General features: G+C 71.0%; 16 protein-coding genes. 9 read left to right on the top strand and 7 right to left on the bottom strand.

Annotation, left to right across the window (positions count from 1 at the left end):
• The first annotated feature begins 59 nt into the window (after nt 1-59).
• The 3 genes from IF54_RS0130105 to IF54_RS0130095 all read left to right on the top strand — a co-directional run bounded on the left by IF54_RS0130105 (nt 60) and on the right by IF54_RS0130095 (nt 3860).
• Nucleotides 60-989, top strand: coding sequence for a 5'-3' exonuclease (locus IF54_RS0130105; RefSeq protein ID WP_030324423.1), 930 nt, complete (start codon nt 60-62; stop codon nt 987-989).
• 194 nt (nt 990-1183) lie between these two features.
• Nucleotides 1184-2029: a siderophore-interacting protein gene (locus IF54_RS0130100; protein WP_030324421.1), complete on the top strand. Its 846-nt coding sequence runs from the start codon at nt 1184-1186 to the stop codon at nt 2027-2029.
• A gap of 301 nt (nt 2030-2330) precedes the next feature.
• Nucleotides 2331-3860, top strand: a complete 1530-nt coding sequence (locus IF54_RS0130095; RefSeq protein WP_030324419.1) for an amino acid permease — start codon at nt 2331-2333, stop codon at nt 3858-3860.
• On the opposite strand, the gene IF54_RS0130090 is transcribed toward IF54_RS0130095, so the two are convergent.
• Nucleotides 3857-4465: a GNAT family N-acetyltransferase gene (locus tag IF54_RS0130090; protein WP_037820797.1), complete on the bottom strand. Its 609-nt coding sequence runs from the start codon at nt 4463-4465 to the stop codon at nt 3857-3859. The genes IF54_RS0130095 and IF54_RS0130090 overlap by 4 nt on opposite strands.
• Nucleotides 4466-5541: 1076 nt before the next feature.
• On the opposite strand from IF54_RS0130090, the gene IF54_RS0130085 reads away from it, so the two are divergent.
• Nucleotides 5542-6942, top strand: a complete 1401-nt coding sequence (locus tag IF54_RS0130085; RefSeq protein ID WP_030324415.1) for a hypothetical protein — start codon at nt 5542-5544, stop codon at nt 6940-6942.
• A 67-nt stretch (nt 6943-7009) separates the two neighbouring features.
• Nucleotides 7010-7960 (top strand): RluA family pseudouridine synthase, encoded by a 951-nt coding sequence (locus tag IF54_RS0130080; protein WP_078852161.1) that lies wholly within the window; start codon nt 7010-7012, stop codon nt 7958-7960.
• Between the two features lie 14 nt (nt 7961-7974).
• Here IF54_RS0130080 and IF54_RS0130075 read toward each other — a convergent pair whose 3' ends face one another.
• The 6 genes from IF54_RS0130075 to IF54_RS0130050 form a co-directional block, all read right to left on the bottom strand.
• Entirely contained in the window at nt 7975-9444 is a 1470-nt protein-coding gene (locus IF54_RS0130075; protein WP_030324407.1) for a cytochrome P450, read from the bottom strand.
• Nucleotides 9445-9519: 75 nt separating this feature from the next.
• Nucleotides 9520-10140, bottom strand: a complete 621-nt coding sequence (locus IF54_RS0130070; RefSeq protein WP_030324404.1) for a GTP-binding protein — start codon at nt 10138-10140, stop codon at nt 9520-9522.
• On the bottom strand, nt 10121-10543 hold the full coding sequence (locus IF54_RS0130065) for a DUF742 domain-containing protein (protein ID WP_030324402.1): 423 nt from the start codon (nt 10541-10543) through the stop codon (nt 10121-10123). The genes IF54_RS0130070 and IF54_RS0130065 overlap by 20 nt, the downstream gene beginning before the upstream one ends.
• Entirely contained in the window at nt 10540-10947 is a 408-nt protein-coding gene (locus IF54_RS0130060; RefSeq protein WP_007380839.1) for a roadblock/LC7 domain-containing protein, read from the bottom strand. Before IF54_RS0130060 ends, IF54_RS0130065 begins: the two co-directional genes overlap by 4 nt.
• Nucleotides 10944-12533 carry an ATP-binding protein gene (locus IF54_RS0130055; RefSeq protein ID WP_199821264.1) on the bottom strand — a complete coding sequence of 530 codons (1590 nt, stop codon included), beginning with the start codon at nt 12531-12533 and terminating at the stop codon, nt 10944-10946. Before IF54_RS0130055 ends, IF54_RS0130060 begins: the two co-directional genes overlap by 4 nt.
• Before the next feature lie 286 nt (nt 12534-12819).
• Complete coding sequence (locus IF54_RS0130050; RefSeq protein ID WP_030324400.1) at nt 12820-13461, bottom strand: TetR/AcrR family transcriptional regulator; 642 nt, start codon at nt 13459-13461, stop codon at nt 12820-12822.
• A gap of 415 nt (nt 13462-13876) precedes the next feature.
• Here IF54_RS0130050 and IF54_RS0130045 point away from each other — a divergent pair, with 415 nt between their 5' ends.
• From IF54_RS0130045 to atzF, 4 genes are read left to right on the top strand one after another with little or no spacing between them, the layout of a single operon-like run.
• Entirely contained in the window at nt 13877-14701 is an 825-nt protein-coding gene (locus tag IF54_RS0130045; protein WP_030324397.1) for an urea amidolyase associated protein UAAP1, read from the top strand.
• Nucleotides 14698-15441 (top strand): urea amidolyase associated protein UAAP2, encoded by a 744-nt coding sequence (locus IF54_RS39860; RefSeq protein WP_234439097.1) that lies wholly within the window; start codon nt 14698-14700, stop codon nt 15439-15441. The genes IF54_RS0130045 and IF54_RS39860 overlap by 4 nt, the downstream gene beginning before the upstream one ends.
• The gene (locus IF54_RS0130035) at nt 15438-19001 is read left to right on the top strand and encodes a 5-oxoprolinase/urea amidolyase family protein (RefSeq protein ID WP_030324393.1); all 3564 of its coding nucleotides are present in this window, start codon (nt 15438-15440) and stop codon (nt 18999-19001) included. Before IF54_RS39860 ends, IF54_RS0130035 begins: the two co-directional genes overlap by 4 nt.
• Before the next feature lie 14 nt (nt 19002-19015).
• Entirely contained in the window at nt 19016-20662 is a 1647-nt protein-coding gene (atzF, locus tag IF54_RS0130030; RefSeq protein WP_030324390.1) for an allophanate hydrolase, read from the top strand.
• Nucleotides 20663-20699 lie beyond the last annotated feature (37 nt).

Raw genomic sequence — 20699 nt, 5'->3', positions numbered from 1 at the left:
AGACAGCCGCTGTCGGTGCCGAACGGCAGAGACAGCCGCTGTCGGTGGCGTACGGCATGATGCGAGGCGTGACCGGACGACTGATGCTCCTCGACACCGCCTCGCTCTACTTCCGTGCCTACTTCGGCGTGCCGGAGTCGGTGAAGGCGCCGGACGGCACGCCGGTGAACGCCGTGCGCGGCCTCCTCGAATTCATCGACCGCCTGGTCAAGGACCACCATCCCGACGCCCTGGTGGCCTGCATGGACGCCGACTGGCGCCCGCAGTGGCGGGTCGACCTGATCCCGTCCTACAAGGCACACCGCGTCGCCGAGGAGCACGAGGCCGGCCCGGACGAGGAGGAGGTGCCGGACACCCTCTCCCCGCAGGTCCCGATCATCGAGGCCGTCCTGGACGCGCTCGGCATCGCGCGCGTGGGCGTGGCCGGCTACGAGGCGGACGACGTGATCGGCACGTTCACCGCACTGGCGAAGGGCCCGGTCGACATCGTCACCGGCGACCGCGACCTGTACCAGCTGGTCGACGACGAGCGCGAGGTGCGCGTGCTGTACCCCCTCAAGGGCGTCGGCACGCTCCAGTTGACCGACGAGACGTGGCTGCGCGAGAAGTATGGCGTCGACGGCCGTGGGTACGCGGACCTGGCGCTGCTGCGCGGCGACCCGAGCGACGGCCTGCCGGGCGTCCCCGGGATCGGCGAGAAGACGGCGGCCAAACTGCTCGCCGAGTTCGGGGACCTGGCGGGGATCATGGCCGCGGTCGAGGATCCCAAGGCCAAGCTCACGCCGTCGCAGCGCAAGCGGCTGGACGAGTCGCGGCCGTACGTGGCCGTGGCGCCGAAGGTCGTGCGGGTGGCCGGTGACGTCCCGCTGCCGCAGGTCGAGACCGCGCTGCCGCGCGCGCCCCGCGATCCCGAGATGCTGGACGCGCTGGGGAGCCGGTGGGGGCTGGGCGGGTCGCTGCACCGGCTGGTGGCGACGCTCGGCGCGTGACGCGGGGACGGGGGCGGATGACGACGCTGGGCGGGTGTTACCGGGGCCGATGGTGGCTCCGGGCGCGTGAATCCGGGACAGGCGGTGGCTTCGGGCGCGTAAATATTGCCCTCGCTTTCCACGAGTGACACGCCGTCGCCAGGGGGGTTGATGCTAACTTAGGCAAGCCTAAGCATATGGACTGGGAGGCCACCATGGCAGAAGGACCGGGACGCAAGCCGCGGAAACCTCGCTCCGCACAGGTGGTCCGCACCGAACGCCTCACCCCGCACATGCAGCGCGTGGTGCTCGGCGGCGACGGACTCGCCGACTTCGCGGCGGACACCTGCACCGACCACTACGTCAAGATCCTTTTCCCGGCCGGGGGCGCCACCTACCCCGAACCCTTCGACATGGAGCGCATCCGCGAGGAGTTCCCGCGCGAGCAGTGGCCCGTGACCCGCACCTACACCGTGCGCCACTGGGACGCCGAACACCGCGAACTCACCCTGGACTTCGTGATCCACGGCGACGAGGGTCTCGCCGGCCCCTGGGCGACCCGCGTCCAGCCCGGCGCGACCGTGCATTTCATGGGCCCGGGCGGCGCCTACAGCCCGAACCCGGACGCCGACTGGCACCTGCTCGTGGGCGACGAGAGCGCGCTGCCCGCGATCGCCCGCTCCCTGGAGTCGCTGCCCGACGGCGCCCGCGCGCACGCTTTCATCGAAGTCGCAGGCCCCGAGGAGGAGCAGAAGATCGACTCCGACGTGGAGGTCGCCTGGCTGCACCGCGGCTCCCGCCCGGTCGGCGAGCGGCTGGTGGAGGCCGTACGCGCACTGGAGTTCCCGGAGGGCCGGCTGTGCGCGTTCGTGCACGGCGAGGCGCACTTCGTGAAGCAGCTGCGCCATCTGCTGCGGGTCGAGCGCGAGATCCCGCGCGAGGACCTCTCGATCTCCGGCTACTGGCGCCTGGGCCACAACGAGGACGGCTGGCAGGCCTCCAAGCGGGAGTGGAACGCGCGCATCGAGGCGGAGCAGGAGGGGACGGCACCGGCGGCTTAGGCGTACGGCGGCTTCGGCTTCGGCTTCGGCTTCGGCGTCACGGTTTCCCAGGCGGCGGCATCTCCGAGGTGCCGCCGCTTTGCCGTGGCGCCGCTTTGCCGTGCCCGGGGATCGCGCCGCAGGCACCCCTACCCCCCGTCTCCCGCGCCGGCGGGGGGGCACCGCATCCCGTTCGCCCCCGCTCCACAGGGCCGTGAGGACTTGGGCCCACCTCCGACACGATCGCGTCACGCACCCGAAACAGCGCCTACCTAATTTCTGTCGCCCGACAGGAATTCGCCCGCCGAAGGCAGGTGCCGCCGTGACGACGACCAGTCCCTCCGATGTCCGCCCCGATCCGCCCCACTCCCCCTCCCCCTCCTCCGACGACCGGTCCCTCGCCGAGTTCGGCTACCACCAGGAGCTGCACCGCAGCCTGGGCCGGTATGCGTCCTTCGCCGCAGGGTTCTCCTTCATCTCGGTCCTGACGACCGTCTTCCAGTTCTTCGCCTTCGGGTACTCCTTCGGCGGCCCGGTCTTCTTCTGGGCCTGGCCGGCGGTACTGGTCGGCCAGCTGCTGGTGGCGGCCTGCTTCGCGGAACTCGCGGCGCGCTACCCGATCTCGGGCGCGATCTACCAGTGGTCGTCCCGCCTCTCGACCCCCACGTTCGGCTGGTTCGCCGGCTGGATCATGGTGATCGGGCAGGTCGTGGTCGTCGCGGCGGCCGCACTGGCGTTGCAGATGGTGCTGCCGGCGATCTGGTCCGGCTTCCAGCTGGTCGGCACCGACCCGGCGCCGACCTCGGCGGACGGGGCGGCGAACGCGGCCGTCCTGGGCGTGCTCCTCCTGGTCCTGACGACCCTCGTGAACGTCGTGGACAACCGGGTGATGTCCCTGATCAACCGGGTCGGCGTGACCGCCGAGATCATCGGCGCGGTACTGATCATCGTGCTGCTGCTGACCCACTCCGAGCGCACGCCGGGCATCACCTTCCACACCGAGGGCATCCCGCAGAACGGTCTGTTCGGCGCCCTGCTCATCGGTTCGTTCACGGCGGCGTACGTGATGATCGGCTTCGACAGCGCGGGCGAGATGAGCGAGGAGACCCACAACCCCCGCAGGACGGCACCGCGCACGATCCTCACCGCCCTGGGCGCGGCGGGCCTGCTGGGCGGCCTGATCGTCCTGGGCGGCCTCCTCGCCGCACCCAGCCTCACGGACGGCCGCCTGGGGGTCGACGGCCTCAGTTACGTCCTGACGAGCAGCCTCGGCGACGGGGTGGGCAAACTCCTGCTGGCCGACGTGGTGGTGGCGATCGCCGTGGCGACCCTGGCCATCCAGACGGCGGCCTGCCGGATGCTCTTCTCGATGGCCCGCGACGGCCAACTGCCCTTCGCGGCGCGCCTGGCCCGGGTGAACCCCCGCACCGGCATGCCCACCGCGCCCGCCCTGGTGGTCGGCGCCCTGGCGGCCGCGCTGCTCCTCCTCAACTTCGCCTCGCCCGAGGCGTTCCTCGCGATCGGCACGACCTGCATCGTGATGCTGTACCTGGCGTACGCGATGGTCACGGGCCCCCTGCTGGTCCGCCGCGTGAAGGGCGAGTTCACCTCGTCGGGCACGGACGAGACCGGCGCCCGCCTGTTCTCCCTGGGCCGCTGGGGCGCACCGGTCAACGCCCTGGCCCTCCTCTACGGCCTCCTCATGACCGTCAACCTGGCCTGGCCCAGGGCGGAGGTGTACGACCCGGCGGGCGGCCACTGGTACTTCCAGTGGTTCACGGTGCTGTTCCTGGCCGCGACACTGGCGGCGGGAGTGGCCTGGCGAGCACTGCGCAGGCGTACGCCGGCCTAGTGCTCCCCCGCTCGCGGCCCCCTCGGGTCGTCGCTCACGCGGGCGTGGAGATGCATGTCGTGCCAGCCGTCGGGATGCAGCACCGCGCTGCGCTTGGTCCCTTCCAGCGCGAAGCCGGTCTTGGCGGCGACGCGGCAGGAGGCCTCGTTGCGGACGGCGTGGAGCAGCTCGAGACGGTGGAACCCGATGCCGTCGAGGGCCCAGCGGGCGAGCACGGCGGTGGCGCGAGCCGCGACACCGCGTCCGCGGGCCCCGGCGGTCGTCCAGTACGCCATCTCGGCCTGTCCGTCGGCGAGACGGATCTCCCGCAGGGCCACCCGGCCGAGCAGCAGATCGGTGCCGGATTCCACGACGGCCCACTGGGCCGCCGTCTCCCCGGCCCAGGCCGCCGTCCACTCCTCGATCCAGCCGCCGACCTCTTCCACGGAGTCGGCGGCACGGGCGTGCCACTGGTGCATCGCCGGGTCCTGGAACGCGGCGTGGACGGCGGGCGCGTCCTCGGGACGCCAGGGACGCAGGAGCAGCCCGTCGTCGGTGGGGAGGGTGGGCTGGAGGGTGGCGGAGAGGGTGCCGGGGAGCAGGACCGGTGCGGTGAGATACGGCATGGCCAGCATCCTGCCAACCACGCGGAGCCCGCCCCAAAGGTTTTTCCGCCGACGGAAGAGGACCGTCGACCCCCACTGACCCTCGCCCGGCCAACCACGCTTCAGATCAAGGCCGTTGGATGCGGACGTCCCGCCTCCGGAGTCACCTTGCTCCCCAACTGCCGCAAACGGGGGTGGTACCCGCAGCGCACCGGCGGGCTGAAATGCGCGGCCGTGCATCCGGCGGCCAGGGACTCCGCACCGTGCGCCGGGGCTGCGCCCCCTGTTGTCCGGCCGGAAATCGTCGCATGGTGCGAAGTGGTGGGCTGTCAGGGCAATTGCGAGCATGAGCGGTGTCGCACCTGAGCCCGTGAGGGTGGTGGCCTGATGCCTGGGATGCAAGCCGGTGCGCCTGCGGCCGGTGCTCGGCGCCGGGCCCCGCCGGCGTCGCAGTGGTGGTGCACGGGTGCGAATCCGCCAACCGAGGCCGACCGCGTCCCCGCCGCCGGGCTCTACGGCATCCCCCCGAGAACCCGGGCCCGACCACCTCCGGCCGCGCCCTCCCGGCCCCCCACCACAGCCCCCCGGGCACCGGCTCCGGGCCACGTCGGGCAGTTGACGAAACCTGTGGTGGCAGCGGAAGGTAGGGATGATCCACGTCCTCGCCACCGACAACGCTGTCGTGGCGGTGGTGGCCACCGATTCCCGCACCGCCCGGCTGCCGCCGCGAAGGCCCCGGCCGACGACACCGCCCGGCGCGCAAGGCCTGTTTCGTGCACGAGTTCAGCCACGCTGTGATCGCAGCGTGTGGAACACCACGCGTAGTTCATGGACTTGGTCGGCTCCGCCACTCGGAGGGAATCATGCTTCGCGCTGCCGATTCCGTGCTCTACCTCAGCTGAATGACCCGAAAAGGACTGTTCGCACCAGACCTTGAATATGTGACGGGAGATCAGCACGATGCGCATAACCTCGTCCCCGACATCTTACCCGTGGACGCACAGCTCGGGGGTTTCTTTCTGGACTTTTGCCGCGCGGGGTGATTCCGAAAAAGGCGCGCGCCACAGGAGGAAGTCCCCGATCGAGGGGAGTTGGGGATGAGTGATCTGGCAAGCCTGCCGGGCGCAGTAAGCCCCGGAATTCCTGGTGAGGACCAGCCGATGACTGAACCCGCAGAGTGGCGGAATTCGGTTGACTCCCTTCTCGCCGACCCTGACGCCATGGCCTTGGCCGGAATGCTGTGCCTTGCCATCAAGGCGGAGACCACCAACGCCAGTCGCTCCGTGCTCAGGGCTCCCAGCTCGCACCTCGGTGCGGTACGCACCTCGGGCCTGCAAGCCGTACGCGCCCTGTTGCGCCGCGAGCACGGTGAGGTGAACTGGCAGACCCTGCTCGGCAGGGACACCGGCGGCCTCTTGACTGTCGCATGTGACCGGTTGACGCGCAGTTCAAAGACTCCGCCGCTGATCGCTGTACGGGGGGAACTCTCCGTCGACCGGGCTCAGCAGTGGTGCCGACGGGCTCTGGGACACACGGCTCACTACTCGTTCGCGATGGAGATGGCCGGCCTCTTCACCGCTTTGTGCACCGCACCTGAATCGAGTTCCGCGCTCGAAGCGAAGACCACGTTCTTCTGGGGAGTTCTGGCCGGAATCAGCGAGTACTACGCGGGAACCACCCCGCAGGTATCGGATATCCGCCACCTCGCGCAGGAGGCCGTTACGGCGTCCCGGGAATGCGTACGGTTGCACGGCCGCGAGGGCGAGCTGGTTGTCGCCGCGCAGGTGGAGTGCGGGGCGGTCCAGCTTGTGGACAATCTGACCGGCATCCTTCAGCTGCCGGATCTCTTCAGTCCCTCGGAGTACATCCGGATCAGGGGCGCCGACATCGGAGTGCACATCTACACCGTCCAGGACGATCAATCGGAGCGGTTCCGGGAGCTCGTCGACGAGGCCACGATGGTGGCCGTGCTCGCTCATGACCTGATCGACCAGGGCCGTGACGCCGACAACGGCAACCGCAACAACCTGGCCCTGCGACTGCCTGACCGGGAACAGCTCTGGGACATCCTTGAGGTCTGCCTGAGCCATAGCTGTGCGATCGGGGGCGAGCAATGGCAGCGCGTCGTCGCAGGTTTCGTGGTGGGCACCTGCCTGTACGCGCGAGGCGGGAGGGAGCGTGTGCATGACGGCACCGAGACCGTCGTACGCAGGAGACTCCGCCCGAGCGTGGAGTGGACGTACGCGCCGCATCTGGCCGACCGGTTTTTCCGGGAGGAGTGCGCTTGCACCGATCAGGCCGATGTCGTCGACATCGGTCCTGGACTCGACCGGCTCTACGCCGACAGTTCGACCATCGTGGGCGGCTGGCTGCGCGGCCGCTGGGATGCCCACTTCGACGTGACCGGACTCCAGCGGCTCGCACTCGCGTGCGCCTCAGCCGTGCGGAGCAGAAGCACACTGTTCTCCGGTCGGAACGGAGCAGAAGCGATCCCGTGAGGGCCGCCGAGGCCCGGGAAGGCCGTCGGCATCGCCTGCTCACCTTCCCGTCGTAGGCTTGATCGTGATGAGACGACGTACCCCGCCGCCCCCCTCGCCCCTCCCACAGCGCGACGGGGTCGATCCGGTGCGAGTGCGTTTGCCGCCCGGGGACGGCTGGGCGACCGTGCGGGATCATCTCGTGGCGCGGCTTCCCGTCGGGGCCGAGGTGGTCGACGGGATGCTGGAGGCGGGGCGGATCGTGGACGCCGACGGGCGGCCGGTGAGACGGGACAGCGTCTACGTGCCGGGAATGTTCGTCTGGTTCCACCGGGAACTGCCCGAGGAGGAGCGGGTCCCGTTCACGATCGACGTCATTCACCGGGACGACCACCTGGTGGTGGCCGACAAGCCGCACTTCCTCGCCACCACCCCACGCGGCAGCCACATCGCCGAAACGGCCCTGGCCCGGCTGCGGCGCGAGCTGGACATCCCCACGCTCGGCGCCGCGCACCGCCTGGACCGGCTGACGGCGGGCCTGGTGATGTTCACCGTGCGGCCCGAGGAGCGCGGCGCGTACCAGTCGCTGTTCCGGGACCGGAGGGTGACCAAGGAGTACGAGGCGGTGGCCCCGTACGACCCGACGCTGCCCCTTCCGCGCACCGTGCGCAGCCGGATCGTCAAGGAGCGGGGGGTCCTGGCTGCCTGCGAGGTCGAGGGTGAGCCCAACGCCGTCAGCCGGGTCGAGTTGCTGGAGCACCGGGGCGGTCTCGGCCGGTACCGCCTGACGCCGAGTACGGGACAGACTCACCAACTGCGGGTGCACATGAGCGCCTTGGGTGTGCCGATCCTGGGAGACCCCCTCTACCCGGTGGTCACCGACCCCGTGCCGGTCGGCGACTTCCGGTGTCCGCTCCAACTGCTGGCGCGGGTACTGGAGTTCACCGACCCGGTCACGGGGTGCGAGCACCGGTTCGTCAGCCGGCGCGCGCTGAAGGCATGGGTGTCGTACGGAAAGTGGGCTTCCCCGGACATCTGACGCCACGGGCCGACTCACTCGCCACGCCACCACCGCAAGAGCCGCTGCCACGCGCCAAGCCGGACGACCGGTTCGGGCACGGGTTCGGGCGTCGGCGCCGACACGACCGGCTCCGGAGGAGCTGCTTGCGGGAGAGGTGTGCTGACCTGCCAGTTACTGGGGCGCTGCGACGGCACCGGGTGCGACGGACGCTCCATGACGTCCTGCTGCGGCTTGGGCGCGAACTTCACCGGCAGATCCACCAGATGCCGGTTCGACAGGGTCTCCTCCCATTGGAGATCGTCCTCGTCGCAGGCCAGTTCCGCGTCGGGCAGGCGGGTCAGCAGCGCGTCGACGCCGACGTCGGCAATGGCACGGCCGATGTCCTGGCCCGGGCACTCGTGAGGGCCGCCGCTGAAGGCGAGGTGGGAGCGGTTGCCGTGCATGTGCGCCTTGGGGTCGGGGCGGACCCGCGGGTCGACGTTGCCCGGCGCGATGCCCATCAGGAGACCGTCGCCCTTCCGAATGTGTTGTCCTCCCAACTCCGTGTCCTGTTTGGCGAAGTACCCCAAGACGGCGCTGAACGGCGGCTCGTCCCACATGGACTGCTCGACCGCCTGTGGCACCGTCATCTGGCCGCCGTTGAGCTGGGCGCGGAACCTCGGGTCGGTGAGCACCACCCGCAGCACGTTGGCGAGGAGATTGGCGGTGCTCTCGTAGGCGACGATCAGAATCAGGCGCAGGTGCTGACTGACCTCCTCGTCCGTGAGCTTGGCCGGGTGGTTGATGAGGTGGCTGGTGAAGTCGTCCTCGGGTGCGGCCCTGCGGCGGAGGGTGAGGCGTGTGAGGACGTCCATGATGTAGGCGTTGCTCTCGATGGCCGTCTCGGTGCCCTTGGGCAGGTCGCGGGCGGCATGCACGAGCTGGTCGTTGTACTCGTCCGGCATGCCGAAGATCTCGCACATGACCATCATCGGTAGCCGTTCCGCGAACTGGCTGACCAGGTCGGCGCTGCCCTTCTCACAGAACTTGTTGACGAGGTGCTGGGTCGCTCGGTTGATGTGACGCCGGATACCTCGGTGGTTGATGGTCGAGATCGCGCCGTTGACCGCTCCCCGCAGGCGCAGGTGCTCGTCGCCCTCGGCATGCGAGCACAGCGGCTGCCAGGCGAGGTGCGGCATCATCGGATGATCCGGCTTGACCGTGCCGTCCTGCATGGGCCCCCACAGCCGGGTGTCACGGCTGAAGTGGGAGGGGGTGCGCACCATGTGCATGTTCTCGCTGTGGCCGAGCACCACCCAGATGGGCACGTCATCGTGAAGCATCGCGGGTGCCACGGTCCCGTGGGTGGAGCGGAGCTCCTCGTACACGACGCCAAGGTCCTCCGCACCGGGACCGTACAACCGCCGCAGCCCACCGGGACCGATGCCGTGCGCGGGGCAGCCAGGGGGCGGGGCGGTCGTCGGGTTGTAGGTGCCGGCCGGGGAATGGGGTTCAGGAGTCACGATGGTCGCTCCGAAACTGAGGTCGATCCGGGGTGGGGGAAGTAAGGAGGGAACAAAGGGCTGACCGGGTCCGGCTCACACGGGAGCTTTCTCCGTCGTCAGTGAGTGCAGGAACCGCAACAGCGTCATCAGCACGTCCCGGCTGGACGCCCGCCGGCGTGCGTCGCATTCGACGATCGGGATCTCCGGGCTCAGGTCGAGCGCGATGCGCAGTTCCTCGATGTCGTGCCGTGGGCCGTCCGGGAACGTGTTGACGGCCACGACGAACGGAACGCCGCGTTCCTCCAGCCGGCCCATCACATCGAAACTGACCTCGAGCCGCCGCGTGTCCACCAGGACCACCGCGCCGAGTGCGCCTTCGAACAGACCGTTCCAGAGGAACCAGAAGCGTTCCTGGCCGGGGGTGCCGAAGAGGTAGAGCACCAGTTGCTCGGTGATGCTGATGCGGCCGAAGTCCATGGCCACGGTGGTCGCCGTCTTGGTCTCGGAACCGTAGTTGTCGTCGACGCCGATGCCGGCCTGGGTCATGGTCTCCTCGGTGGTCAGCGGTTTGATCTCGCTGACCGAGCCGACCATGGTCGTCTTGCCGACGCCGAAACCGCCGACGATGACGATCTTCACCGCTGCCTGGGCGGTGTGGGGCAGGTGGTCCTCGGTTCGTGGACCAGGGATGGTGTCAGAGCCGTTGAAGTCCATGCATCACCGCTTCGAGGAGGGAACGGTCGGCCAGCGCCTGGCGGATCACAGGAGCGCGGGCCGTGACCAGTTCGGCCGTCAGCAGCTCGGTGAGCAGGACGGTCACCACGCTGAACGGCAGGCTGAGATAGGCGGACAGCTCGGCCACGGACAAGGGGGCCGTGCAGAGCCTGAGCAGCGCCGCCTGCTCAGGCGTGGCGGAGGGCGGTGGGTCGGCGTGCGCCACGATTAAGGTGACCAGGTCGAGTTCCGAGCGCTCGGTCCCGTCGGGGCCGGTGATGACGTACAGCCGCTCGGGGTTCTTCTTGGGTCCCTCGGGGGTGTCCTGGCCCTCCTGCGGGGGTTGCGGTGCCGGTTCCGGACTGGTCGCGGGGAATCGCCGTCGGCGTTGCGGAGGAGTCATACGGTCTGCCCGTTGCGTCGGGGCGGACTGGTGAGGTGCGCGCCGATCCGGACGACCAGGTCGCTCATGCGGGCGCTCATGTGGCCGGGCTCGGTGATGATGTCGGAGAGCACCGCCAGATAGGCGTTGGGGCCCGCGGCCATCAGGTAGAAGTAGCCGCCGTGGATCTCGATGAGGACCATCTTCATCTTGCCGTCGCTGCCCGGGATCTCACCCGCGACGGCCCCCGCCAGGCTCTGGAGGCCCGCGCAGGCGGCCGCGACGCGGTCGGCGGTGTCCGGGTCGCCGCCGTGCCGGGCGATGCGCAGGCCGTCGGCGGAGAGCACCACGATCATCTGGATGCCCGGTACGCCTTTGGCGAGGTCCTGGAGCATCCAGTCGAAGTTGCCTCGCTGCTGGATCACTTGAGGTTCCCCTCGTCTTCGGCCTCGGTACGGGCCGGTTCGTCGGTCGCTTGGGTGACTGCGGAAGAGGTGGGGCGCTTGAGGCCGTCCATGAACGCCTGGACCCACAGGCCCGGCGGGGTGTCGTCCGGCTTCGGCTCGGGTTCGGGCTCGCGCCGGGCCGTCGACCAGATGGTCGGGCGGCCTTCCCGCTCGGCGCGTTCGATCTCGGCCTGCTCGGCGTACCGCTGCGTGAACGAGGCCTTGACCCGACTGCGGCGCTGCGGAAGCCCGTTGGCGGTCCACTCGGTGACCTCGGGGACGTCGTCCTCCATGGACACGGGTGTCGTGAACTTGGGGCTGGTGGGCCGGCGCTTCTTGATCGTGCGCTTCGGCCCGGGCAGCGCACCGAGTTCGGCCTTGGGCACGGCGGTGGCGCCGATGCCGTGCGCGAGTCCGACACCGGGCTCGTCGGTGAGCATGACGCTGGGCACGACGAGGATCGCGCGGACACCGCCGTACGCGGAGGCACGCAGCGAGACCTGCATGTCGTACGCCGCGCAGAGCCGGCCCACGACGGCGAGGCCGAGGCGCGGCGACTCCCCGAGGTCCTGGAAGTCCACGCCCGCCTTGGCGCGTTCCAGCATGCCCTCGGCCCTGAGGCGGGCCTCCTCGCTGAGGCTGACGCCGGCGTCCTCGATCTCGATGCAGACGCCGGTCTGCACCTCGGTGGCGGTCACGTGGACCTTGCTCTGCGGCGGCGAGTAGCGCGTGGCGTTGTCGAGGAGTTCGGCGGCCGCGTGGATCACGGGCTCCACCGCGGTGCCCTTGACGTTGACCTTGGCGATCGAGGTCAGGTCGATGCGCCGGTACTCCAGGATCCGGGACATGGCGCCGCGCAGCACGCTGTAGAGCGCGACGGGCTCGGGCCACTGCCGGCCGGGGCGGCCGCCGCCGAGGACGGAGATGGAGTCGGCGAGCCGGCCGATCAGGGCGGTGCCGTGGTCGATGCGCAGCAGGTCGTCGAAGACCTCGGGGTTGCGGCCGTGGTCCTCCTCCATCTCCCGCAGTTCGTTGGCCTGTTGGTGCACGATGGCCTGGACGCGGCGGGCGATGTTCACGAAGGAGCGCTGGGCGGCGTCCCGCATGATGTCCTCGGTGTCCACGATGTGGAGCACCGTCTTGAGAAGGCGGATCTGCGCGTCGGGGAGGTCGGCCCACGAGGGGTCGATCTCCCCGAGCCGGCGAATCACCTCTCCGGGGGAACTTCCGCGCCGCATCCGGTCCAGTGCCGCCGGAGCGATCTCCTTCGCGAACCGGATCTGCTCCCGGTCGTGGTCGGCGATGCGCTGCTGGAGCGAGGCGACGCGGCGGTCGTGCTCGATGCGCTGCTCGCGCAGTTCACGACCGCGCCGGACGGCTTCGGCCGCCACCGCGATCACCAGCAGCGTGGCGACGGCACCGCAGCCGCCCACGGCAACCCGCGCGGACTGCTGCACTGCCGCGACGGCGGCCCCGGTCGCCGCGGCCATGACTATGGCGGGGAGCAACAGCACGCGCGCATACGGCAGTTCACGGCGTCCTGGGGGGGACTGAACACTCACCATGTGGGCCCTCTGAGACGTATCGACGGGGAGTCGCACATATAGGGAACAAGCGCACGAATACACATCAACTCGGTGCGCTGCGGGCGAGCTTAGTCCGACCGGATCATCGCCGTGTCATATTCAGCAAGCGCCTGAAACGGACATCCGGACTGGAGTACCCTCGGCTCATTTACACGCTCAGGCATCGCTCGCACACGGTGAGTCATGATGGACGGGCGTGCGAAACGCGCTCACCGTGGTGGGTGAAGAACGCCTTCGGGGTGCCTTCGGATGTCTTCCGGCGGCCTCAGACCCCGGCGATCCGCAGCGCGGCGTCCGCGGTGGCTTCCGCGAAGACGGAGACCGGGCGCTCGGGATCGGAGCGGTGGACGAGGATCACGCCCTCGATCAGGCCGAACACCAGGTCCGTACGGAGATCGAGTTCGCTCTTGGCGAGGGCACCGCCCGCGGCCGTCGCCGCGATCGACTGGCGGTAGGCGTCCTTGAGTTCGGCGCGCACGGCGTGGAAGCCGGCGAACCGCTCCGTGCGCACCTCCGGCAGCAGATAGAGGCCGCCGAGGTTGTACGGGCCCCCGCACAGCACCTCGACGTCCGCGCGGCACAGCTCCCACAGCCGGCGCTCGGGCAGGACCGTGTCGTCGGCGAGCAGTTCGCGGGCGTACGCCAGCGAGGGCGTGACGGTGGACTCCAGGAGCTCGGCGAGGAGTTCCTCCTTGCCGGAGACGTAGTGGTACATGGACGCCTGCCGCATGCCGGCCCGCTCGGCGACGGCGCGGGTGCTGGTGGCGGCGTAACCGAGGGTGGTGAACAACTCGGCGGCGGCGACGAGGAGTTCCGCACGCGGCGCGAGCCCGCTCTCCGGCCGTCGAGCAGCACGCGGCCTCCCGACCCGCCGCCCCGACTCCGCCGCACCACCCGTCGTACCCATGCGTTCGATCCTCGCACATGGGGCGCGCGACGATCTCCGACCGGCCTTCGCACAGTTCCGACACGGGGCCGGAGCACGCCACGCACGGGTCTGGAGCCCGCCGACACGGGTCCGAAGGACTCCGGCGCGGGTCCGGAGCACGCCGGCACGGTTCCGGAGCACGCCACGCACGGGCCCGGAGCACGCCACGGGGCCGGAGCACGCCGGCACGGTTCCGGAGGGCAGCAGCCCCGGTCGGGGAACTCCGGCACGCCACGCCCCCGGCGCGCAAGGCCCGCCCCCGATCCGAACCCCGCACCCCGCACCCCCGTGAGCCCCCGGTAACCAACCGGCAACACCCGAGCAACCGCCCCGACCCGCCCCACGCCTAATTTCTGTCAAGCGACAGAAATCCCCCGCAGCCGGAGGTCCCGCCATGGCCACAGAGACCACCTACGGAGCGCGAGACCACGCCCGCGCACAGGACGGCACCCGCGCCGAAGCCATGCCCGTCGTCCCTGCCGCGGCCTGGCCGGACCCTCCCTGCGCGGCGGGCCACCTGGTGTGGGCGGAGACCGTCGCGGGCGGCAACTACACCCACCGCGTCCTGGCCCGCGGCACCGAACTCCGCCTCACCGACCTCCGCGGGGACGCCTGCGCACACCTCCTGCTGTACGCGGACGGCCGCCCCTGGGAGCGCCTCAACGTCGCCGACACGGTCAAGGTCCAGTGGAACGCCTACCTCGGCGAGGGCCTGCTCCTGCTGTCCGACCAGGGCCGCGTCCTCGCGAGCGTCACCCAGGACACCTCCGGTCGGCACGACGCCCTGTGCGGCACCTCCACCCTGGCCCGCAACACCGAGCGCTACGGCGACGGCACCCCGCAGAGCCCCTCCCCCGCCGGCCGCGAACTCTTCAAGCTGGCGGCGGCGAAGAACGGCCTCGAACCCCGTGACCTGCCGCCCTCCCTCTCCTTCTTCCAGGGCGTACGAATCCGCGAGGACGGCACGCTGGACTTCACCGGCTCGGCGGGCCCCGGCGCCGGCGTCACCCTCCGCGCCGAGCAGGACGTGACCGTGCTGATCGCGAACGTCCCGCACCCCGCCGACCCGCGACCCGACTACGTCAGCACTCCCCTCGAAGTGCTCGCCTGGCGCGCCGAGCCCACCTGCCCCGGCGACCCGCTCTGGGACGCCACCCCCGAAGGCCGCCGCGCCTTCCTCAACACCGCCGACTTCCTCGCCTCGAAGGGACGCGCATGAAGCCCGAGGAGACACTCTCGAAGCCCGAGGAGACCCTCCCGAAGGCCGAAGCACCGCTCAGGAGGGCGGTCGTCCCGGCCCGCGCCGCCTGGTCCGCCGTCATCCGCGAGGGCGAGTCGCTCACCGTCACCGACCTGCGCGGCAACCAGGCCGTCGACTTCCTCGTCTACGACGCCCACGACACGGCCGTCCGCTACAGCGCCCCCGACACCATCCAGGCACAGGGCGGCATCTTCCTCACCACCGGCAGCGTGCTGATGTCCAACGAGCACACCCCGCTGATGACGGTCACCGCCGACGACGTGGGCCGCCACGACACGGTCGGCGGCGCCTGCTCCAAGGAGTCCAACACCCTGCGCTACGGCCACCACACCTGGTCGCAGCACGCCTGTGTGGACAACTTCCTCGCGGAGGGCGCGAAGCACGGCCTGGGCAAGCGCGACCTCGTCTCCAACATCAACTGGTACATGAACGTGCCCGTCGAGCAGGACGGCACCCTCGGCATCGTCGACGGCATCTCCGCCCCCGGCCTGTCCCTGACCCTGCGCGCGGAACGCGACGTCCTCGTCCTCGTCTCCAACTGCCCCCAGATCAACAACCCTTGCAACGGCTTCGACCCGACGCCGGTGGAGATGACGATCGCAGCCGCGGGGGCCGTCACCAGCGCCGCGGGTGCCACCACCGGCGCCGCCGGCACCACAACCGGCGCCGCCCAGACCGCGATCGGGGCCGGCGCATGACCTTCGACACCCTCCTCGTCGCCAACCGGGGCGAGATAGCGGTCCGCATCATCCGCACCGCCCGCCAACTCGGCCTGAGAACCGTCGCGGTGTACTCCGACGCCGACCGCTCCGCCCCCCACGTCCGCCTCGCCGACACGGCCGTACGCCTGGGCCCGGCCCCCGCGAAGGAGTCGTACCTCGACGCCGACCTCGTCCTGAAGGCGGCCAAGGACTCCGGCGCGGGCGCCGTCCACCCCGGCTACGGATTCCTGTCCGAGGACGCCGAGTTCGCGCGCCGGTGCGAAGCGGCGGGGATCGTGTTCGTCGGCCCCACGCCCCGGCAGCTGGAGCTGTTCGGCGCCAAGCACACGGCACGGGCGGCGGCACAGGCCGCGGGAGTGCCGCTGGCACCGGGTACGGACCTGCTGTCGTCGGACGAGGACGCCCTGGAAGCGGCGGAGGCCATCGGCTATCCCGTGATGCTGAAGGCCACCGGCGGGGGCGGTGGCATCGGCATGTCGGCCTGCCGCTCCGCCGCCGAACTGACCGACGCCTGGGACCGGGTGCAGCGCGTCGCCGCCGCGTCCTTCTCCTCCGCCGGGGTCTTCCTGGAGCGGCTCGTCGAGCGGGCCCGCCATGTCGAGGTGCAGGTCTTCGGCGACGGCGAGGGCACGGTCGTCACCTTCGGCGACCGCGACTGCTCCCTTCAGCGCCGCAACCAGAAGGTCCTGGAGGAGGCACCGGCGCCCGATCTTCCCGACCACGTCCGGGCACAACTCGCCTCCAGTGCACGTGACTTGTGTGCCTCGGTCGGCTACCGCTCCGCGGGAACCGTCGAGTTCGTGTACGACGCGGCCCGCGAGGAGGCCTACTTCCTGGAGGTCAACACCCGCCTCCAGGTGGAGCATCCGGTCACCGAGGAGATCTACGGCGTCGACCTGGTCGCCTGGATGCTCCGCCTGGCCCGCGGCGAGCGGGACGTGGTGCGCGAACCCGGCTCCCCGCGCGGCCACGCCGTCGAGGCCCGCCTCTACGCCGAGGACCCGTCCCGCGAACACCGGCCCAGCGCAGGTCTGTTGACCCGGGTCGAGTTCCCCACCGGGGTTCGCGTCGACGGCTGGGTGGAGACCGGCACCGAGGTGACGACGTCGTACGACCCGATGCTCGCGAAGATCATCGCCTACGGCCCCGACCGCGCACACGCTCTGCGCAGGCTGGACGAGGCGCTGGCCCGCACCCGCGTGGACGGCATCGAGACCAACCTGGGCCTGGTCCGGGCGGCACTGTCCGACAGCGCGTTCCTGGCCGCGGCCCACTCGACGGCGACCCTGGCCCGCGTGACCGACCCGACCCCGCGCATTGAGGTCGTCACCGCCGGCACCCTCACCACGGTCCAGGACTGGCCGGGCCGTACCGGCTACTGGCAGGTCGGCGTGCCGCCGAGCGGCCCCATGGACGACCGCTCCTTCCGGCTCGGCAACCAGGCACTCGGCAACCCGGAAGGCGCTCCCGGCCTCGAATGCACCTTGCAGGGACCGGCGTTGAGGTTCACCCGCCCCACAACCGTCTGTGTGACGGGCGCCCCGGCCGCGGTCACCGTGGACGGCACCCCGGTCGCACAGTGGGAGCCGGTCCGGGTACCGGCGGGCGGCACCCTGGAGGTGGGCGCACCCGCCGAGCACGGCCTGCGCACCTACGTCCTCTTCGCCGGCGGTCTCGACGTCCCCGCCTTCCTCGGCAGCGCGAGCACCTTCACCCTGGGCCGCTTCGGCGGCCACGGCGGACGGGCCCTGCGCACGGGAGACGTGCTGCACAGCGGCATCGACACCTCGGGCACGCTCCAGGCAACGGGCACGCCCCGGAAGGCCGGCAACCACGCGACCGCGGCCACCACCCCGGCCCTCGACCGCCCCTCCTACACCTCCACCTGGCACATCGCCGCCGTCGAAGGCCCCCACGCCGCACCGGAGTTCTTCACCGAGGACGACATCCGCGACTTCTACGCCGCCGACTGGAAGGTCCACTTCAACTCGGCCCGCACCGGCGTCCGTCTGGTCGGCCCCAAACCCCGCTGGGCCCGCACCGACGGCGGCGAGGCGGGCCTGCACCCGTCCAACATCCACGACACCCCCTACTCGGTCGGAGCGGTCGACTACACCGGTGACATGCCGGTCCTGCTCGGCCCCGACGGGCCGTCCCTGGGCGGCTTCGTCTGCCCGGCGACCGTGCTCAGCACCGAGCGCTGGAAACTGGGCCAGCTGCGCCCGGGCGACACCGTGCGCTTCGTGCCCGTGAACACGGACGGCTCGCCACGCCCGGTCATCGTGGACGGCGGCATCCTGGCCCGCGACGGCGATGTGACCTACCGCCGCAGCGGCGACGACAACCTGCTGGTCGAGTTCGGCCCCATGCAGCTGGACCTGGCCCTCCGCATGCGCGTCCACGCCCTCATGGAGGCGGTGGCCGAGCGCGGCCCCGACGGCATCACCGACCTCACGCCCGGCATCCGCTCCCTCCAGATCCAGACGGACCCGGGCCGCCTCCCGCAGGAGCAACTCCTCACCGCGGTACGGGAGATCACCGCCTCGCTCCCCCCGTCCGACCAACTGGTCGTGCCCTCGCGCACAGTGCATCTCCCCCTCTCCTGGGACGACCCCGCCACCCGCGAGGCGATCGCCCGCTACATGGCGGGCGTCCGCGACGACGCCCCCTGGTGCCCCTGGAACATCGAGTTCATCCGCCGCGTCAACGGCCTGGACTCGGTGGACGACGTGTACCGCACGGTCTTCGACGCCGAGTACCTCGTCCTGGGCCTGGGAGACGTCTACCTGGGCGCCCCGGTGGCCACCCCCCTCGACCCGCGCCACCGCCTGGTGACCACGAAGTACAACCCGGCCCGCACCTGGACCGCCGAGAACTCGGTCGGCATCGGCGGCGCGTACCTCTGCATCTACGGCATGGAGGGCCCCGGCGGCTACCAGTTCGTGGGCCGGACGACCCAGGTGTGGTCGCCCTGGCAGCAGCGCGGCGCCTTCGAGCCGGGCTCGCCCTGGCTGCTGCGCTTCTTCGACCGGATCAAGTGGTATCCGGTGGAGGCGGACGAACTCCTGGAGCTGCGCGCCGACATCACGTCCGGCCGCTTCGTGCCCCGTATCGAGGAGGGCACCTTCTCGCTCGCCGAGTACCAGGACTTCCTGGCCGAACACGCCCGGTCCATCGAGGAGTTCAGGACCCGTCAGCAGGCGGCCTTCGGCGCCGAGCGGGACGCGTGGGAGGCGGCGGGCGAGTTCGCCCGGGCCGAGTCGGCGGCCGCCCCCGCGGCCGCCCCCGCCGACATCGCCGTGCCTGCGGGAGGCCGGCTGATCGAGGCCGAGTTCGCAGCCTCCGTATGGCAGTTGAACGTCGAGCCGGGCGACGAGGTGACGGCCGGGCAGCCGCTCCTCGCCCTGGAGGCGATGAAGATGGAGTCCAGGGTGCACGCGCCCGCCGACGGCGTGGTCGCGGAGATCCTGGCCAGGCCGGGCGACCAGGTGGAGGCGGGGACGGCACTGCTCGTCCTGGCCCCGCCCGCACAGTGAAAGAGGAGCGCACCATGTCCATCACCGTCACCCGGGTACGGGCCGCCTACGACCGCGTCGAGGCCGTGGACCGCCCCGAGATCTGGATCGCCCTGCGCCCGCGGGAGGAGGTCGAACGGGAGGCCGCGGCGATCGACGAACGACTGTCGGTGGGCGAGCAACTGCCCCTCGCGGGCCGCCTGTTCGCCGTCAAGGGCAACATCGACGTGGCCGGACTGCCCACGACGGCGGGCTGTCCGTCGTACGCCTACCACCCCGGGGCGGATGCCCCGGTGGTCGCCGCCCTGCGCGCGGCGGGCGCGCTCGTGCTCGGCACCACGAACCTGGACCAGTTCGCGACGGGTCTGGTCGGCACCCGCTCCCCGCACGGCGCGGTCCGCAACGCCCACGACCCGTCGCGCATCAGCGGAGGCTCCAGCTCCGGCTCGGCGGTCGCCGTGGCCCTGGGCATCGTGGACTTCGCCCTCGGCACCGACACCGCGGGCTCGGGCCGGGTCCCGGCCGCCTTCAACGGCATCGTGGGCCTCAAGCCGACCCGGGGCCTGGTCCCCACCACCGGGGTCGTCCCGGCCTGCGCCTCGATCGACTGCGTGACGGTCTTCGCCCGCACCCTCCCGGAGGCCGAACAGGCCCTCGCGCACATGACGACGGGCACCGCCCCGTCCCTCCCCGGCCGCCGCCCCGGCCCCTGGCGGATCGCGGTCCCCCCGCTCGAGCAGCTCGGCGAACTGGACGAGGGCTGGGCACAGGCGTACGAGGAGGCGGTGGCCCAGCTCAGCGCGGCGGGCGCCGCGATCCGCGCACTCGACCTCACGCCCTTCACCGAGGCGGCGGCGATGCTCTACGAGGGAGCGTTCGTCGCCGAGCGCTACACAGCGGTGGGTGCGTTCATCGACAAGGCGACAGCGGCGAACGACGACTCCCTGGACCCGACGGTCGCTGCCATCATCACCCGGGCCCGCGATCTCCCGGCCCACCAGCTCTACGCCGACCTGGACCGTCTGTCCGCCCTCCGGACCCGGGCTCTGGCCGAGCTGTCCGACGCCGACGCTCTCCTGCTGCCCACCGCCCCCGGCCATCCGACCCTCGCCGAGGTGGCGGCCGACCCGCTGGGCGCCAACGCCCGCCTGGGCCGCTTCACCAACTCCACGAACCTGTTCGACCTCGCCGCGGTCGCGGCCCCTGCGGGCGAGGTGAACGGCCTCCCCTTCGGCGTGATGCTGATCGGGCCGGCCCACACGGACGAGCGCCTGGCAAGGATCGCGGCCCTGCTCCAGCCGGAGACCAGGCTGGCGGTGGTCGGCGCCCACCTGACGGGCCAGCCCCTGAACCCCCAACTCCTTTCCCTGGGCGCCCGCTACGACCGCACGACGACCACGGCCCCGCTGTACCGCCTGCACGCCCTGCGCACGGACCCCCCGAAGCCGGGCCTGGTGCACGTGGGCGAGGGCGGCGCGCAGATCGAGACAGAGATCTGGCACCTCCCGGCAGAGGGCCTGGGCCGCCTCCTGACGCTCCTCCCCCGCCCAATGACCTTGGGCAAGGTGCAGTTGGCGGACGGCAGCCTGGTCCCTGGCTTTCTCTGCGAGCCGTCGGCCCTCGTGAACGCGGCGGACATCACGGCACACGGTGGCTGGCGGTCCTATCTGAACGCCGAGTAGGTCTGCCACCCCAGGGGCGCGGGGAACTGCGCGACCA

It is taken from the genome of Streptomyces sp. NRRL B-3229 (assembly GCF_000719505.1).
GTDB lineage: Bacteria > Actinomycetota > Actinomycetes > Streptomycetales > Streptomycetaceae > Streptomyces > Streptomyces griseorubiginosus.
Note: the sequence above shows the minus strand (reverse complement) of the source record. Positions and strands in the feature narration are given on the sequence as shown.